Annotated in this window: 16 protein-coding genes; 12 read left to right on the top strand and 4 right to left on the bottom strand. The window is 70.0% G+C overall.

Annotated features, from left to right (window positions below; genetic code table 11):
• Positions 1–42 precede the first annotated feature (42 nt).
• Positions 43–864, top strand: a complete 822-nt coding sequence (gene arsM, locus C6Y14_RS01135) for an arsenite methyltransferase (protein ID WP_107015115.1) — start codon at positions 43–45, stop codon at positions 862–864.
• Here the strand turns inward: arsM and C6Y14_RS01130 are convergent.
• Positions 848–2491, bottom strand: a complete 1644-nt coding sequence (locus C6Y14_RS01130) for a peptidoglycan-binding protein (RefSeq protein ID WP_107014519.1) — start codon at positions 2489–2491, stop codon at positions 848–850. The two genes, arsM and C6Y14_RS01130, sit on opposite strands and share 17 nt — an antisense overlap.
• Positions 2492–2588: 97 nt before the next feature.
• Complete coding sequence (locus tag C6Y14_RS01125) at positions 2589–3035, bottom strand: peptidoglycan-binding domain-containing protein (RefSeq protein ID WP_107014518.1); 447 nt, start codon at positions 3033–3035, stop codon at positions 2589–2591.
• A 265-nt stretch (positions 3036–3300) separates the two neighbouring features.
• Here C6Y14_RS01125 and C6Y14_RS01120 point away from each other — a divergent pair, with 265 nt between their 5' ends.
• Positions 3301–4131 carry a peptidoglycan-binding protein gene (locus C6Y14_RS01120; protein ID WP_107014517.1) on the top strand — a complete coding sequence of 277 codons (831 nt, stop codon included), beginning with the start codon at positions 3301–3303 and terminating at the stop codon, positions 4129–4131.
• Complete coding sequence (locus C6Y14_RS01115) at positions 4128–5174, top strand: helix-turn-helix domain-containing protein (protein ID WP_107014516.1); 1047 nt, start codon at positions 4128–4130, stop codon at positions 5172–5174. The genes C6Y14_RS01120 and C6Y14_RS01115 overlap by 4 nt, the downstream gene beginning before the upstream one ends.
• Here C6Y14_RS01115 and C6Y14_RS01110 read toward each other — a convergent pair.
• Positions 5163–5816, bottom strand: a complete 654-nt coding sequence (locus C6Y14_RS01110) for a TetR/AcrR family transcriptional regulator (protein ID WP_107014515.1) — start codon at positions 5814–5816, stop codon at positions 5163–5165. The two genes, C6Y14_RS01115 and C6Y14_RS01110, sit on opposite strands and share 12 nt — an antisense overlap.
• Positions 5817–5941: 125 nt before the next feature.
• Here C6Y14_RS01110 and C6Y14_RS01105 point away from each other — a divergent pair, with 125 nt between their 5' ends.
• The 5 genes from C6Y14_RS01105 (at position 5942) to C6Y14_RS01085 (ending at position 9910) form a co-directional block, all read left to right on the top strand.
• Positions 5942–6676 (top strand): SDR family NAD(P)-dependent oxidoreductase, encoded by a 735-nt coding sequence (locus C6Y14_RS01105; RefSeq protein ID WP_107014514.1) that lies wholly within the window; start codon positions 5942–5944, stop codon positions 6674–6676.
• 76 nt (positions 6677–6752) lie between these two features.
• Positions 6753–7370, top strand: coding sequence for an NADPH-dependent F420 reductase (locus C6Y14_RS01100; protein WP_107014513.1), 618 nt, complete (start codon positions 6753–6755; stop codon positions 7368–7370).
• A 68-nt stretch (positions 7371–7438) separates the two neighbouring features.
• Positions 7439–7918 carry a MarR family winged helix-turn-helix transcriptional regulator gene (locus C6Y14_RS01095; protein WP_107014512.1) on the top strand — a complete coding sequence of 160 codons (480 nt, stop codon included), beginning with the start codon at positions 7439–7441 and terminating at the stop codon, positions 7916–7918.
• Between the two features lie 23 nt (positions 7919–7941).
• Positions 7942–8439, top strand: a complete 498-nt coding sequence (locus C6Y14_RS01090; protein ID WP_199854584.1) for a MarR family transcriptional regulator — start codon at positions 7942–7944, stop codon at positions 8437–8439.
• A 145-nt stretch (positions 8440–8584) separates the two neighbouring features.
• A complete protein-coding gene (locus C6Y14_RS01085; RefSeq protein ID WP_107014511.1) occupies positions 8585–9910 on the top strand; it encodes an APC family permease in 1326 nt (441 codons plus the stop codon).
• 45 nt (positions 9911–9955) lie between these two features.
• Here C6Y14_RS01085 and C6Y14_RS01080 read toward each other — a convergent pair whose 3' ends face one another.
• Positions 9956–10615, bottom strand: coding sequence for a type III effector protein (locus tag C6Y14_RS01080; RefSeq protein WP_107014510.1), 660 nt, complete (start codon positions 10613–10615; stop codon positions 9956–9958).
• Positions 10616–10752: 137 nt separating this feature from the next.
• On the opposite strand from C6Y14_RS01080, the gene C6Y14_RS01075 reads away from it, so the two are divergent.
• From C6Y14_RS01075 to C6Y14_RS01060, 4 genes are all read left to right on the top strand, one after another.
• A complete protein-coding gene (locus tag C6Y14_RS01075; protein WP_107014509.1) occupies positions 10753–11187 on the top strand; it encodes an Hsp20/alpha crystallin family protein in 435 nt (144 codons plus the stop codon).
• A 146-nt stretch (positions 11188–11333) separates the two neighbouring features.
• Positions 11334–11768 carry a DUF2267 domain-containing protein gene (locus C6Y14_RS01070; RefSeq protein WP_107014508.1) on the top strand — a complete coding sequence of 145 codons (435 nt, stop codon included), beginning with the start codon at positions 11334–11336 and terminating at the stop codon, positions 11766–11768.
• A gap of 177 nt (positions 11769–11945) precedes the next feature.
• The gene (locus tag C6Y14_RS01065) at positions 11946–12821 is read left to right on the top strand and encodes a SigB/SigF/SigG family RNA polymerase sigma factor (RefSeq protein WP_107014507.1); all 876 of its coding nucleotides are present in this window, start codon (positions 11946–11948) and stop codon (positions 12819–12821) included.
• A gap of 504 nt (positions 12822–13325) precedes the next feature.
• Positions 13326–14828, top strand: coding sequence for a glycoside hydrolase family 43 protein (locus tag C6Y14_RS01060; protein WP_107014506.1), 1503 nt, complete (start codon positions 13326–13328; stop codon positions 14826–14828).
• The last annotated feature ends 24 nt before the right edge of the window (positions 14829–14852 follow it).

Raw genomic sequence — 14852 nt, 5'->3', positions numbered from 1 at the left:
CCGTTCCGGGCCGTGCCGCGGCCCTCGATCGAGGAGTGGGACATGAGCGAGCAGTCCACCGACCTGCGCGAGATCGTCCGTCAGCGGTACGCCGCGGCGGCCCTGAAGGTCACGACGGCAGGGAGCGGCACCGAGGGCGGCACCGGCTGTTGCGGCCCCCAGCCGGTCGAGGTCGACGACAACTTCGGCTCGGCCCTGTACGGAGCCGACGAGCGCGACACCCTGCCCGCCGAGGCGGTCGCGGCCTCGCTCGGCTGCGGCAACCCGACCGCCGTCGCCGAACTGCGCGAGGGCGAGCGCGTGCTCGACCTCGGCTCGGGCGGCGGAATCGACGTCCTGCTGTCCGCACGCCGGGTGGGCCCGACCGGCAAGGCGTACGGACTGGACATGACGGAGGAGATGCTGGCGCTGGCCCTGGCCAACGCCGAGAAGGCGGGCGCGACGAACGTCGAGTTCCTCAAGGGCACCATCGAGGCGATCCCGCTGCCCGCGGACACCGTCGACGTCGTCATCTCCAACTGCGTGATCAATCTGTCCACCGACAAGGCCGCCGTCTTCGCCGAGACGTTCCGCGTGCTCAGGCCCGGCGGCCGCATGGGCGTCTCGGACGTCGTCGCCGACGACACCCTCGCCCCCGGTCAACGGGCCGAGCGCGGGGACCACGCCGGCTGCATCGCCGGAGCCCTGTCCTTCGCCGAGTACCGCCGGGGGCTGGCGGCGGCCGGTTTCACGGACATCGAGATCACTCCGACCCACCCGGTCGCCGACGGCATGCACTCGGCCGTCGTCCGCGCGGGCAAGCCCACGGCCGCCGCCGCCCCGGCCGTGCAGCGAGACGCCGAGCCGCTCAGCGGACGCGGATGAAGACCACGTCGTATCCGCTGTTCGTGGCGCGGGACCTGACGTAGACGCCGTCGTTGTCGCCGTTGGGGTTACCCGTGTTGCCCTCGACCGTGGTGAAGGACGAGCCGGAGATCGTACGCACGATGCCGATGTGCTCGTTGCCGCCGGTGAAGTCGCTTCCGCCGTCCCAGTCGAAGGCCACGATGTCGCCCGGCTGCGGGCTGGTCGTCACCGACAGGTGGTAGTTGCCGGCCCGCGCCTGCTTGACCCAGCCCGAGACGTAGGAGTTGCGGTAGGAGCTGGCCCCGGTCTGCTTGGCCACCCAGCTCACGAAGGTCGCGCACCAGGCGTAGTTGCTGGTGGAGAGCGAGAGACCCACGGACGAGCCGTAACTGTTCGCGCGGGCGCTGCCCTCGACCGTGCCCGCCTCGGCCTCGGCCACTTCGAGGATCTTGGCGTAACCGCCGCCGGGCGGAGGCGACGACGGCGGCGTGACCGCGCCGTACAGCGCGGCCTTGGTGTTCGGCCCCGCGTGGCCGTCGACCGACAGACCCTTCTCGGCCTGGAAGTCCCGGACGGCGCTGTCGGTGAGCGCACCGAAGTCACCGTCGACGGCGAGATCGGCACCGTGGTGGTTGAGCAGGCTCTGCAACTCGGTGACGCAGCCGCTGCGTTGCCCCTGCACGATCTCGTTCGGGCAGGAGGCGGAGTTCAAATTGATGGGCGCGGGCGCGCCGTTGCCGCCGCCCCCGCCGATGTTCGCGTACAGGGCGGCCTTGGTGTTCGGGCCGACCTGGCCGTCGGCGGTGAGGCCGCTCGCGGACTGGAACGCCTTCACGGCCGCCAGGGTCTGGGGGCCGAAGCTGGCGTCGACGTCGAGGCTCTGGCCCTTGCCGTTCAGCAGGGACTGCAGCGTGGCGACGCAGCCGCCGCTCTGTCCCTCCACGATGTTCTCCGGGCAGGACGACGACCTCAGGTCCAGGCCCGTCGAGGGTGACTCGTCGGTGTCGTACAGCGCCCGCTTGGTGTCCGTTCCGACCTGTCCGTCCGCCGTGAGCCCGCGGGAGGACTGGAAGGTGCGGACCGCGCTCGCCGTCCCGGCCCCGAAGTCGCCGTCCACGTCGACGGCGTAACCCTGGTGGCGCAGCAGCCGCTGGAGCTCGGTGACGCATCCGCCCTTGGCGCCCTGGACGATGTTCGCGGGGCAGGAGGTGGAGTTCAGATTGACGGGGGCGGGCGCCGAGCCGCCGGTCGCGTACAGCTTGCTCTTGGTCGCCGGGCCCACCCGCCCGTCCACGGCGATGGCGGTGGCGGCCTGGTACTCACGGACCGCGTAGAGCGTGCCCGCCCCGAACTGGCCGTCCACGACCAGACCGGCGCCGTGCGCGTTGAGCAGGTTCTGCAGCTCCGTGACGCAACCGCTCGTCTGGCCCTGCGCGATCTCGGCGGGACAGGAGGCGGAGGTCAGCTTGATCGGGGCCGGTGCCGCCGCGGCGGGCTGGGCGCCGATCACGAGGCCGGCCGAGACCATGGCCGCGGTGGCAGCGAAAGTCCCGACGCGCGTCCGCCAACCCACCCCGGTGCGGAGCGTGTTCCGGCGTTGGGAACTGTCGTCTTCGGCGCGAACGAGGAATGCGGGTCTTCCCATGGCGGGAGGTTCTCCTTCTGTTGCTGGAGGGGCGAGAACACACGACCCCGGCCCGTCCTTGCCGTAAGGACGGGCCGGGGCCGGAGGGGTGGGACGGTCAGGCGGCGAAGCGCTTGAACGCCGCCCGGGTGCCCGAACCGGCGATGCCGTCGATGTCACCCGTGTAGCCGTAGCTGTCCTTCAGCAGACGCTGCAGCGCCTTGATGGTGTTGGTGCCGGGGTCCCCGTCGATCTCGCCCGTGTAGCCCCAGTACTTCGCGAGGCAGCGCTGGAAGGCCTTCCAGCTGTTGGTGCCCAGCTGGCCGTCGATGGCGCCCGTGTAGCCCCAGTAGTCCGCGAGGAAGTTCTGGACGTTCTTGGCCTCGGCCGTGGTCAGACCGAAGTTCTGCGTCGCGGTCACGGCGGCGGGCTGTGAGACGGCCGCCGTCTGTGCGGAGGTCGCGGTCGCCGCGAAGCTGGTGCCCGCGGTCGCCACGCTGCCGGCGGCGAGGCCGACAACGGTGACGAGTCCGGCGATGGTCGTGCCCAGAGCGTTCGCTCGCATGCTTTCCTCTTTCGGTCGTGGAATCTGCACCCGTCCCGCCCCACGGGACCAGGTGGCGAGATCAAAGGTGCAGGGCGCCGGGGCGTCGTGGCCACGGCTGTGGCGCAGATGACGGTTGCTCGGGACGACCACCTTGCTGACCTGCGACGACAGGGGTCAGGGGGACGACTGTGTGGGACACCTGTGACAGATGTGACGGGCTCATGCAGAATGCGGAGCAGCGAGGGGGGTCGCTGCTCACGCTCATGAACGTATTGGGGGAAACATGCCGCGCTACAAGGCGCTGTCCGCCGAACTCGATCCCTGCGCAAGGCAGTTGGTGGAACGGTTACGCCAGCTGAAGGATCACGGCGAGCTGACGATGCGACACCTCGCGGCGAAGACCGGTTACAGCGCCAAGTCGTGGGAGCGGTACCTGGGAGGCACCTCGCTGCCGCCCCGGGAGGCGCTGGAGGCACTGGCCCGGATCACCGGCGCCGACCCCGTCCCGCTGCTCGCCCTGCACGAGGTCGCCGCCGACACCTGGGACAGCCGCAGCGCCAGGACCGCCGTAGACCCGCGACCCGCGACGCAGGAACGGGAACTCGAAAAGGGACAGGAGCAGGGGCAGGGACAGGAGCCGGAGCCGGTCACCCTGATCGGGCCGACGGCACCACCTGCCCCCGCGCCGGCCCCCGGCCGCATCCCGCACATCGCCCTCACGGCTGGCCTCGCCGCCCTGACCGTGGCCCTCCTGGCAGCACTGCTCCTCATGCTGCGCCTCGACGGCGACGTCACCCAGGCGGCCGTCGCCGCCCCGCCCTCCACCGCCGCGGCCTCCCCGTCGCCCACCTACACCTGCCGTATCAGCCGCGTCGACGGCAGTTGGTCGGCAGGCATCAACAAGGGCCGCAACGACGAGATCGTGTACGGGGCCACGGGCGCCGACGTGGCCGAAGCGCAGTGTCTGCTGCGCCGGGCAGGCATCTCACCGGGCGGGATCGACGGCATGTTCGGCCCGCTGACGCTACGGGCCGTCAAGACGTTCCAGCAGCGTTCGGGCCTGGCCGTCGACGGGATGCTGGGGCCGCGCTCCTGGAAGGCGCTGCGCGGATGACACGGGCTGCACCCTCACCGTCGGGCGCCCGACTGGCCGCCGTACTGCGGCAGTTGAAGCAGCGCAGCGGCCTGAGCCTGGCGCAGCTCGCGAACGTGACCACCTTCAGCAAGTCGTCCTGGGAGCGCTACCTCAACGGCAAGAGCCTGCCGCCCCGCAGCGCGGTCATCGAGCTGTGCCGTCTGGTCGGCGAAGCGGCCGACCACCCGTTGGCGCTCTTGGACATCGCCCGGACGCACAGGACGGACCGAACAGACCGAGCGGACCGAGCGGACGGGGCGAACGGGACGGCCGGGACGCCGAACGAGGAAGCCAGTGCGCCGACGCGGCAGACGTCGGCCCGACAGCGCACCGGCACTCGGACGGACACGCCGTCCTCGCCCTCGACCGACGCCCCGCCCGACACCGTCCCGACAGAGACAGCCACAGCAGAAGCAGCCACACCGGAAGCAGCGCCACCAAAGGGAGTCCCGGGCGACGTCCACCCCACCCCCGCACGTCCGCCCAGCCACCGGCCCGTGACCGTCCTCACCGCTCTGGTGTCGGTCTGCGCGGTGGTCATAGGGACGCTCGTGCTCCTCAACCTTCCCCCCTCGCACGGTAAAGAGCGGTCACCGTCCCCCACGCCACCCCCTGCCACCGGAGCGCTCTGCCGGCACGACGCCTGTCAGGACAAGGACCCGATCACGATGAAATGCGGCGCCGAGCCCATGACGCTCGCCGAGCGCGAGACCGCCACGGGTGCCTGGATCCAGATCCGCTACAGCGAGGAATGCGGGGCGAGTTGGGCCCGGATGTGGGGCGCCGTCGTGGACGACCGCGTCGAGATCCGGACGGGGGGCCGGGACGGATCCCTCCACGGCGCACGGGTCACCACCCGCAACGAGGCGGACACCTACGTCCACACGCTGATGAACGTGGTGAACCCCGGGACGTCGGTGCAGGCTTGTTTCAGACCCGCGGCGGGCGGCGCGAAAGAATGCGTCAGGGCGCGCCAGGACCAGTCCATCGCGTCTCCTGCGACGGCTGACTCAAAGAGCTGAGTCGCCGGTGGGGGACGCGGCAGCGGGGGAGCCCGAGGCGCGCTGCTCGGCGGCGCTCGCCACGGCCGGTGCCGCCGTCGTGGGGACGGCGTTGTCGACGAGGACAACCGCGACGGCGGCGGCGGTGGCGAACGCGTCGGAGTCGAGGACTCGGCTGCGGGCCGAGGCGCCGTCCAGGAGCAACGCCAGTTGCTCGCCCAGCTGTTCGGGGTCGGCGGCGCCTGCCTCGCGGGCGGCATCGGTGAGCCGGGCGGCAAAGCTCTTCTTGTAGTCGCGGGCGTACTCACGTGCCGGGTGGGCCGGGTCGGGGATCTCCACGGCTGCCGCGATGTACGGGCACAGGGGCGCGTGCACGTCGAACACGGCGAGAAGCCGTTCGCGAGGTGTGAGGTCGGTGCGGTCGAACACCTCGGGCAGGATGTCGGGATCGAACCGGCGCAGGCCTTCGGCGATCAGCTCGTCCTTGCCGCCGAAGTGCTGATAGAGCGTCCGCTTGGACACCTCGGCCACCGCGCAGAGCTGGTCCATGCCCGTGCCGCCGATCCCTTGATCGCGGAACAGCTGTTGTGACGCGCTGAGGATGCGCTCCCGTGCGCCCCTGCCGCGGCGCAGGCCGCGCGGCCCCTTCTCCAACTCTGTCATAAGCCCAGCTTAACCCACGTGGGTACCGGTCGGTGTGCATAGCTTGCACCCCTCGCAACCGTCCGATACGTTAAGTACTCGACACGGTGTGCTTAACGCCGGCACGGCATGTGGATGGAGCAGTCATGGGAAAGCTCGACGGCAAGGTTGCGGTGATCACGGGAGCGACCAGCGGGATGGCGCTGGCCGGTGCGAAGTTGTTCGTCGACGAAGGGGCGCACGTCTTCATCTCGGGCCGGCGCAAGGACGCGCTGGACGAAGCGGTCAGGCTGATCGGCCGGAACGTGACCGGCGTGCAGGGTGATGCGGCCGACCTGGACGACCTGGACCGCCTGTTCGAGACGGTCAAGCGGGAGAAGGGTGCTGTCGACGTGTTGTGGACAAGTGCCGGGACGGGGGAGCAGGGCAGGCTCGGCGAGGTCACCGAGGAGCAGTTCGATGCCGCCTTCTCGCTGAACGCGCGCGGCACGCTGTTCACGGTCCAGAAGGCGCTGCCGCTGTTCAACGACGGCGGCTCGATCCTCATGACCGGGTCGAACGCATCGCTCAGGGGCTACCCCGACTGGAGTGTGTACGCGGCGAGCAAGGCCGTGCTGCCCGCGTACGCACGGGTGTGGGTGTCCGAGTTGAGGGACAGGAGGATCCGGGTGAACGTGCTGACTCCCGGCCAGGTCGCCACGCCGATCCTGGAGCAGGTGATGGACGAACAGATGAAGGCGCAGTTCGAATCCGTGATCCCGCGTCGGGAGATGGGCCGCCCCGAGGAGATCGCGTCGGCCGCGCTGTTCCTCGCCTCGGACGACTCCAGCTACGTCAACGGCATGGAACTGGTCGCCGACGGCGGCACCACGGTGATCTGAGCGCGCTGCCCGTGGTCGCGCATGCAGGCAAGACCCGGCGGCCAACTGGTCCATACACAACAAGGGAACACACGTCATGACCACCATCAGCATCATCGGCTCGGGCAACATGGCCGCGACCATCGGCACCCGGGCGGCGAAGCACGGCCACACCGTCGAGCTCATGAGCCGCGACACCGCCAAGGCCCAGGCGCTCGCCGACCGGATCGGCGACGGAGCCACCGTCGGCGCGTTCGGTGCGAGGCCGGCGGGTGACATCGTCATCGTGGCCGTCCTGTACACCGGCGCGGTCGACGTGGTCACGCACTACGGCGACGCGCTGGCCGGCAAGATCCTCGTCGACATCACCAACCCGTTCAACGCCGACGCGAGCGGGCTTGTGACCACCCCGGGCAAGTCGGTGTCCCAGCAGATCGCCGCCGTCGCCCCGGAGGGTGCGCACGTGGTGAAGGCATTCAACTCGATCTTCCGAGGCGTCCTTGCCGAGGACGAGCCCCGGGACGTGTTCTTCGCCGGCGACGGTGCCGAGGCGAAGGCGCGTGTCGCGGCGTTTCTGGAGAGCCTGGACATGCGGCCCCTCGACGCGGGAGGACTGGAGATGACCCACGCCCTCGAATGGGCCGGCCTCCTCCTGGTGGGCCTGGCGGCCAACGGCGCCGGCTTCGACATCGCCCTGGGCGCCGAGATCCTCTGAGGACCCTCTCCAGCGGTGGCCCCGTAAAATAGTAGCCATGGACATTATGTCTATGTACTCTACTTGGCATGAGCAAGGGTTCACCGGGCCCCACACCCGGCTTCCTGGTGTGGCGGCTCGCCAACAAATGGCGCGTCGCGGTCGATCGCGCGGTCGCTCCACTGGGGCTCACCCACGCGCAGTACTCGCTGGTCGCGTCGCTGTTCGGCATGCGGCGCACCGGCGAGCGACCCAGCCAGCGCCGTCTCGCCGACCACACCGGCCTGGAGGCGCTGTACGTCTCGAAGCTGGCACGCGCACTTGAGTCGAGCGGCCTGATCGAGCGCACCCGCGATCCCCGCGACCCGCGTGCCGTGCAGCTGGCGCTCACCGAGCAGGGCGAGGCCGTCACGCGGCAGGCCATCACGGTGGTCCAGGAACTGCTCCAGCAGCTGCTGGAGCCGCTCGGCGGCCTCGACGCCCCGCGGACACGGGCGTTCACCGACGAGCTGACGGCCCTGCTCGACGTACCGCTCGCTCCATCCGTACCGAACGACGAGAGCAATTGACGAGAAATCAGGGGGACAACACCATGACCACCAGCGAGTCCACCACCACAATCACGACCTCCGCGGACACGACCTCCGCGAACACCCCCGCGCCCGTCGCCAACGCCCGCGACCTGGCCCTGGCCCACTACGCCGCCCGCGGAGTCCTGGAACATGTCCTGGCCCGGCACGGTGCCACGTTCCAGCAGCAGGTCGCCCTGCGCGCCGCCATCACCTCCGACACCCCGCAGACGCCGGACGACCTCGTCACCCAGGTCCAGGGCTACCTCAAGGCGGATCCGGCCGGCATCCGCGCCACGCTCGACGAGCTGCTGGCCAAGCACCTGCTCGTCGCCGACGGCGCGCACCTCCGTCCCACCGAAGCGGGGCGCGAACTGCTCACCGCCGTCGGCGCGGAGACCGCCCCTGTCTCCGCCCGCATCTGGGGCGGGATCCCCGCCGAGGACCTGGCCGCCGCCGGCCGCGTCCTGGCCCTGGTCACCGAGCGCGCCAACAAGGAGCTGTCGACGTTGACGGCCTGACCGTACGCCGGAGTGAGAACCCGGCCGAAGGACCGCAGGCTCGTACGCGGCGTGCCGAAACACCACGACGGGCGCCTCACCGAAGACGCCACGAGCCCTCCATTCGCCACGTCGCAAACCCGTCGCACGGGGTACCCGGCGCTCCGTGCACACTCCCCAAGCCGCGCCCCGGACCTCTGAAGCCCCCACGGCGCTCAAGAAAGCTCTGACCACCCCGCTGCTCTACTTCTTCATCCTCGGCGACGTTCTCGGCGCGGGCGTGTACGTCCTGGTCGGGCAGGTCGCGGCCGATGCCGGCGGTGCCGTGTGGGCCCCGCTCCTGGTGGCCCTGTGCCTGGCGCTGCTGACGGCCGCCTCGTACGCCGAACTGGTCACCAAGTATCCGCGCGCGGGCGGCGCCTCCCACTACGCCACGTTGGCCTACGGGCCCTTCGCCGGATTCCTCGCCGGTTTCTGCATGCTCGCCGCGGGCGTCGTGTCGGTGGGGGCCCTGGCCCGCGGGTTCGGCGGCGACTACCTGTCCGAGTTCGTCTCGCTTCCGGTCGTGCTCGTCACGATCGCCTTCCTGGCCGCGCTGGCACTGTTGAACGCCCGGGGCATCAGCGAGTCGACCAGGGCCAACGCCGTCGCGACGGTCGTCGAGGTCGGCGGACTGCTGCTGGTGATCGGTCTCGGGGCCTGGATCGTGCTCCGCGGCGACGGGGACATGGGACGGCTCACCGATCTGGGCACCACCAGCAAGGGGCCTGCCGCCGCCGTGCTCAGCGGGGCGGTCCTCGCCTACTACTCGTTCGTCGGGTTCGAGACGTCCGTCAACGTCGCCGAGGAGACCCGCGATCCCCGGCACGCGTACCCCAGGGCGCTCTTCGGCGCGCTGGTCACCGCGGGCGCGGTGTACGTCCTGGTCGGGGCCGCCGCGGCGGCGGCCGTGCCGACAGGGAAGCTGGCCGAGTCCAGCGGGCCGCTCCTCGAAGTCGTCCGAGCGGCCGGCGGGGTCCCCACGAAGCTCTTCAGCGCCATCGCCCTGGTGGCGGTCGCCAACGGCGCGCTGCTCACCGGCATCATGTCGTCGCGGCTGGCCTACGGCATGGCCCGGGACGGCCTGCTGCCGAGCTTCCTGACGAAGGTGCTGCCCGGCCGGCGTACGCCGTGGGCCGCCATCGCCACCACCACGGCGCTCTCGCTGCTGCTCGCGCTGACCGCCGATGTGAGCACACTCGCCTCGACCCTGGTCCTGCTCCTTCTCGTGGTGTTCTTCCTCGTCAACACCTCTGTGCTCGTGCTGCGTCGCGATGCCACCGAACACGATCACTTCAGGGCCCCGTCCGTGGTGCCAATCCTCGGGGCGGCCTCCTGCGTCGTGCTCGCGACCCAGATCGAGCGCGATGTCTGGCTGAAGGGACTCGTCGTACTCGCGGTGGGTGCGGTGCTGGGCATCGTCGCCGCGGTGAGGTTGCGGCGCACCCGCTGAACCAGGGACGGCGTGGCGCCCGCCGAACCCTGTCGCCTCCGGTCCTCAGAAGGTGGTTCCGTCGCCGCCGCGGGCCTGCCGGAGCCGGTCCGTGCTGTCACTGATGGAGTCGATGCGCGCCGCGAGGTCGGGGTGGGCGGCCTTGAGGTGGGTGTGCGTCTCGGTCAGCGGGCCGATGAGGCGGGTGGCGTCGTCGGCGGCGAGGGCGTCGGCGAGCCGGGCCAGAGGGCTGCGCGCCCGGGCGGGGAGATCGGTGAGAGCGGTGATCTGCCCGGCGAGCTGACGCAGTTCGGCGGCGTTGGCCCGCGCCCAGGCGGAGACGGTGCGGTCGGCGGCCCGGTGGTCCCGGGTGGCCTGTACGCGCTGTTCGCCGGTGCTGCCGGACAGCCCGGGGCGTACGCGCAGGTAGCGGCGCTCGGCGGCCTGGCGGCTGGCGACACCCATGGGCTGGGCCAGCTCCGCCCAGCTGGAGCCCGCCGCCCGCGCTGCCTCGATCAGCCCCGGCTCCCATCCAGCGAGCTGTTCGCGCAGTTCACGCAGGAGCACGAGCGCCGCCAGCGCCTGGTCGGCGGTGGCTCGCCCGTCCTCCGGGGGCGGGTCCGGCCGCGCGGTCCGGGCGGCACGGACCGCTTCGCCGATCGTGTCGAGCGCCGCTTTGGCGGCGAGGAGCGAGGCGGGGTCGAGGGGTTCGGGGGCAGCGGGCATGAGGGTCCTCTCGGACGTCTTACTGATTGTCGTCCTCTGGATGACATCTCAGTTGTCATCGTTTGGATGACATGCTACAACGGTGTCAGATCAAGCGCATTGGCAGTTACTGCCAGACCAGTGGAGGTGTTTTCGCGATGTTGATGCGCACTGACCCGTTCCGCGAACTCGACCGGCTCGCCCAGCAGTTGACCGGTGCGACGGGCACCTGGTCCAGGCCCTCGGTGATGCCGATGGACGCCTACCGGGACGGCGAGGAGTACGTGATCGCTCTCGATCTGCCCGGCGTTGACAAGGACGCGGTCGAGGTCGATGTCGAGCGGAACATGCTCACCGTCAAGGCCGAGCGCCGGCCGGCCGCGAAGGCCGACCACGTGCAGATGGAACTCTCCGAGCGGCCCGTCGGCGCCTTCTCGCGCCAGTTGGTCCTGGCCGACACCCTTGACACCGAGCGCATCACGGCCGACTACGAGGCGGGGGTGCTGACCCTGCGCATCCCGATCGCCGAGCGCGCCAAGCCCCGCAAGGTCTCGATCGGCGGAGGGTCCGAGCACAGGCAGATCCGCGGCTGAGGACCCGGTCCCGTCCTCCGCCCGCGTGCTCACAGCAACAGCAACAGCAACAGCAACAACAGGAACAGGGCCGACCGGTGCCCACCGGACCGGTCAGCCCATCCACCGGCACTACGCCCGACGGGCGAGAAAGGCAACGATCTCCGATGATTCCGCTGCGTGAACCGGCAACCGCCCGGCCCGGCACGACGTTTCACCGGATGCTGGAGAGGATCCGGTACGAGGGCGCGTACTCCACCAGGGAGCGGGCCGAGGAAGTCACCCGAGCCGTGCTGGCGGCGCTGGGCCGTCAGCTCACCGGCGAGGAGCGGAGCGATCTCGCCGCCTGTCTCCCGGCCGAGGCAGCCCTCGTCCTCACCGGCCAGAGCCCCGATCCCCGGCCGCTCACGGGCTGGGGCTTCGTCAAGGATCTCGCCACCCGCACGGGCGGGACGCCGGCCACCGCACGCTGGGACACCGGAGCCGTCCTCGCCGCCGTCGCGGACCTCGCGGGTCCCGACCTCCTCGACCGCGTCCTCGCCCGGCTCCCGTCCGGATACGCGCTGCTGTTCGGGCGAGCGGAACTCATCCAGGCCGCCTGACTCCCAGGCAGGCACCACGGGGCGAAAGCTGGGGCGGCGTCGGCAGCGGCCCGGGTCGCGGCCCGGAGCCCCTTCGGCACTCGGCTGAAATTCATGGGCGTACGAGTCCGCTGCCCGGGTACGCGCGGGCAGGATCATAAACGGCAGCCATGCTTGAGGCACAAGGAGCGAGACCCAATGACCATCGTGACGGCGCAGGAACGGACCGGGGCCGGTGTCCGGGCCACCGGGGTGGAGCAGGACCTCGTCGAGCGCGCATACGCGGACCCTTCCTCCATCGCGCCCAGGGACGCGCGGGAAGTGGGAAAGCGGTTCTTCGACCGTCTCACGCAGCTTGAGGAGGGCACGCACGAGTACCAGTACGTGCGCAACTGCCTGATAGAGATGAACCTCTCCCTCGTGCAGTACGCGGCTTCCCGGTTCAAGCACCGTGGCCCGCAGGAGATGGAGGACATCGTCCAGGTCGGTACCATCGGCCTGATCAAGGCGATCGACCGGTTCGAGCTGTCCCGCGAGGTCGAGTTCACGTCCTTCGCGGTTCCCTACATCACCGGCGAGATCAAGCGGTTCTTCCGCGACACGAGCTGGGCCGTACACGTTCCGCGCCGCCTTCAGGAAGCACGGCTGGAACTGTCGAAGGCCACCGAGGAGCTGCGCACACGGCTGGGGCGCTCTCCTTCGGCGGCGGAGCTCGCGGAGCTGATGCAGCTGGAGCCCTCCGAGGTCGTCCAGGCGCAGATGGCGTCCAACGGCTACAACGCCGCCTCGCTGGACGCCGCGGTGATGAACCAGGACGAGGAGTCCGACACCGCGCTCGCCGATTTCATCGGCTTCGAGGAGAACTCCTACGACCTCATCGACAACTTCCACTCCCTGGCCCCGCTGGTCGCCGGACTCGACGAGCGTGACCGCAGGATCATCCACCTTCGCTTCGTCGACGAGCTCACCCAGCAGCAGATCGCCGACGAGCTGGGCTACTCGCAGATGCATGTGTCGCGGCTGATCACCCGGGTCCTCGGCAAGCTCCGCGCGGGCCTGCTGGCCACCGACTAGCCGCCGCCGGACCGAGCGGTCACCGTCTTAAGGAGTCGGCGCCGTGCCGAGCAGGCCGGCGCCGACCAGGACGAACCCGGTCCGGCGCCCCGGCCCGACGGACCACGCTCGAAGCCGAACTCATGTCAGCGACGGCGCAGCATCATGACGACGGCGATGATGATGACGATGACGACGATGGTGCCCAGGCCGATGTACACGGGTTTCTCTCTCTGTCGGACGGCGCGGCACCCGTTGGTGTCGCAGAGGCCGAGTGCCCCCGACGAGGCCGTTCATCCCGTCCGTGTGCCCGAGGCCGGCAACTCCCCGCGTGTGGGGGCGACATGCCCGAGGTCCTGTAGCTGACGATCTGTGCGCAAAGGGTTTACAGCCCGCTTGCAACGATGTAAACACCTGCGTACAGCCACCTCATGGACAACTTCCCGGTATCGGGCCCCAGCAAGCCCCGGCACGTTCCGACAACGTTGTCACCCCTCGTCAGCCTCACCCCCCACGGAGGTTCTCGTGACTGTCCGATCGACCGGGTTCGCCGCCAAGGCCTGGGCCACGCTGCTCGTCGGCGGCCTGGTGGCGTTGTTCTCACCATCAACGGCCGTCGCGGCGCCGGAGTATTCGACCGCCGAGGCGGGCAACCCCTTCGTCGACGGCTGGTACGCGGACCCCGACATCGCGGTCTACGACGACACGTTCTGGGTCTACCCCACGGCATCCAAGTCCTACGCCGAGCAGACCTACCTCGACGCGTTCTCCTCCACCGACCTGATCCACTGGACCAAGCACAGCAACGTCCTGAAGACGGCGGACGTCTCCTGGGCCAAGTACGCGGTGTGGGCCCCCGCGCCGGTCGAACGGAACGGCAAGTACTACCTGTACTTCGCCGCGAACGACATCCAGAGCAACTCCGAACTGGGCGGCATCGGCGTGGCCGTCGCCGACCGCCCCGAAGGCCCGTACAAGGACGCCCTCGGCAAGCCGCTGATCTCGCAGTTCCACAACGGGGCCCAGCCCATCGACCAGGACGTCTTCATCGACGACGACGGCCAGGCGTACATGTTCTACGGAGGCTGGCACCACTCCAACGTCGTCAAGCTCAACCCGGACATGACCAGCCTGGGCACGTTCGACGACGGTTCCACCTACAAGGAGATCACCCCCGAGAACTTCACCGAGGGCTCCTACATGTTCAAGCGCAACGGCAAGTACTACTTCATGTGGTCGGAGGGCGGCTGGACGGGGCCCGACTACTCGGTGTCGTACGCGATGTCCGACTCGCCGACCGGCCCGTTCCGGAAGATCGACAAGGTACTCGCCCAGGACCCCGCGGTCGCCAAGGGGTCCGGCCACAACTCCGTCGTCAACGTGCCCGGCACCGACATCTGGTACATCGTCTACCACCGCCGTCCGCTCAGCGAGACCGACGGCAACCACCGCCAACTCGCCTACGACCGCCTCCACTTCAACGCCGACGGCACCATCCGGCGTATCGCCATGCAGGTGAAGGACAACTTCGCCGACGGCAACGCGCTGGGCTGGAAGACGTACGGCGGCACCTGGTCCGTCAGCGGCGGACAGTACCGGGTGGGGCGGAACCTGGGCGGCAAGGCGCTGCTCGACACGAACTTCGCCGACTTCACCTACGACGCCGACGTCACCGTCACCTCGGGCGGCGGGGACGCGGGTCTGACGTTCAGGGTGAACGGCCCGTCGGCCGGCTGGGACAGCTACTCGGGCTACTACGCGGGTATCAGCCCGAGCGGCAAGGTGGTCCTCGGCCGGGCGAACGGTTCCTGGACGGAACTGGCGAGCGCCCGCACGACCGTCGGCTCCGGCTCGGCCCACCGGATACGCGTGACCGCCGTCGGCTCGTCGATCAAGGTGTTCGTCGACGACATGACGACACCCAAGATCTCCGTCAGCGACAGCACCTACCGCAGCGGAGCGAACGGTGTCCGGGTCTTCGACACCGGGGCCGCCTTCGACAACGTGGCCATCGCGCCCGCGGGCTGACGACCGGGCCGGGCGACCGGTGAC

Source organism: Streptomyces dioscori, assembly GCF_003024195.1.
Lineage (GTDB): Bacteria > Actinomycetota > Actinomycetes > Streptomycetales > Streptomycetaceae > Streptomyces > Streptomyces dioscori.
The sequence above is the reverse complement of the archived record's forward strand: the minus strand, read 5'-3'. Positions and strand labels throughout refer to the sequence as shown.

What these genes read in the sequence shown, in the direction of transcription:
- arsM (WP_107015115.1), top strand. Translation starts at nt 43, where the DNA reads ATGAGCGAGCAGTCCACCGACCTGCGCGAGATCGTCCGTCAGCGGTAC.
- C6Y14_RS01130 (WP_107014519.1), bottom strand. Translation starts at nt 2,491, where the DNA reads ATGGGAAGACCCGCATTCCTCGTTCGCGCCGAAGACGACAGTTCCCAA.
- C6Y14_RS01125 (WP_107014518.1), bottom strand. Translation starts at nt 3,035, where the DNA reads ATGCGAGCGAACGCTCTGGGCACGACCATCGCCGGACTCGTCACCGTT.
- C6Y14_RS01120 (WP_107014517.1), top strand. Translation starts at nt 3,301, where the DNA reads ATGCCGCGCTACAAGGCGCTGTCCGCCGAACTCGATCCCTGCGCAAGG.
- C6Y14_RS01115 (WP_107014516.1), top strand. Translation starts at nt 4,128, where the DNA reads ATGACACGGGCTGCACCCTCACCGTCGGGCGCCCGACTGGCCGCCGTA.
- C6Y14_RS01110 (WP_107014515.1), bottom strand. Translation starts at nt 5,816, where the DNA reads ATGACAGAGTTGGAGAAGGGGCCGCGCGGCCTGCGCCGCGGCAGGGGC.
- C6Y14_RS01105 (WP_107014514.1), top strand. Translation starts at nt 5,942, where the DNA reads ATGGGAAAGCTCGACGGCAAGGTTGCGGTGATCACGGGAGCGACCAGC.
- C6Y14_RS01100 (WP_107014513.1), top strand. Translation starts at nt 6,753, where the DNA reads ATGACCACCATCAGCATCATCGGCTCGGGCAACATGGCCGCGACCATC.
- C6Y14_RS01095 (WP_107014512.1), top strand. Translation starts at nt 7,439, where the DNA reads ATGAGCAAGGGTTCACCGGGCCCCACACCCGGCTTCCTGGTGTGGCGG.
- C6Y14_RS01090 (WP_199854584.1), top strand. Translation starts at nt 7,942, where the DNA reads ATGACCACCAGCGAGTCCACCACCACAATCACGACCTCCGCGGACACG.
- C6Y14_RS01080 (WP_107014510.1), bottom strand. Translation starts at nt 10,615, where the DNA reads ATGCCCGCTGCCCCCGAACCCCTCGACCCCGCCTCGCTCCTCGCCGCC.
- C6Y14_RS01075 (WP_107014509.1), top strand. Translation starts at nt 10,753, where the DNA reads ATGTTGATGCGCACTGACCCGTTCCGCGAACTCGACCGGCTCGCCCAG.
- C6Y14_RS01070 (WP_107014508.1), top strand. Translation starts at nt 11,334, where the DNA reads ATGATTCCGCTGCGTGAACCGGCAACCGCCCGGCCCGGCACGACGTTT.
- C6Y14_RS01065 (WP_107014507.1), top strand. Translation starts at nt 11,946, where the DNA reads ATGACCATCGTGACGGCGCAGGAACGGACCGGGGCCGGTGTCCGGGCC.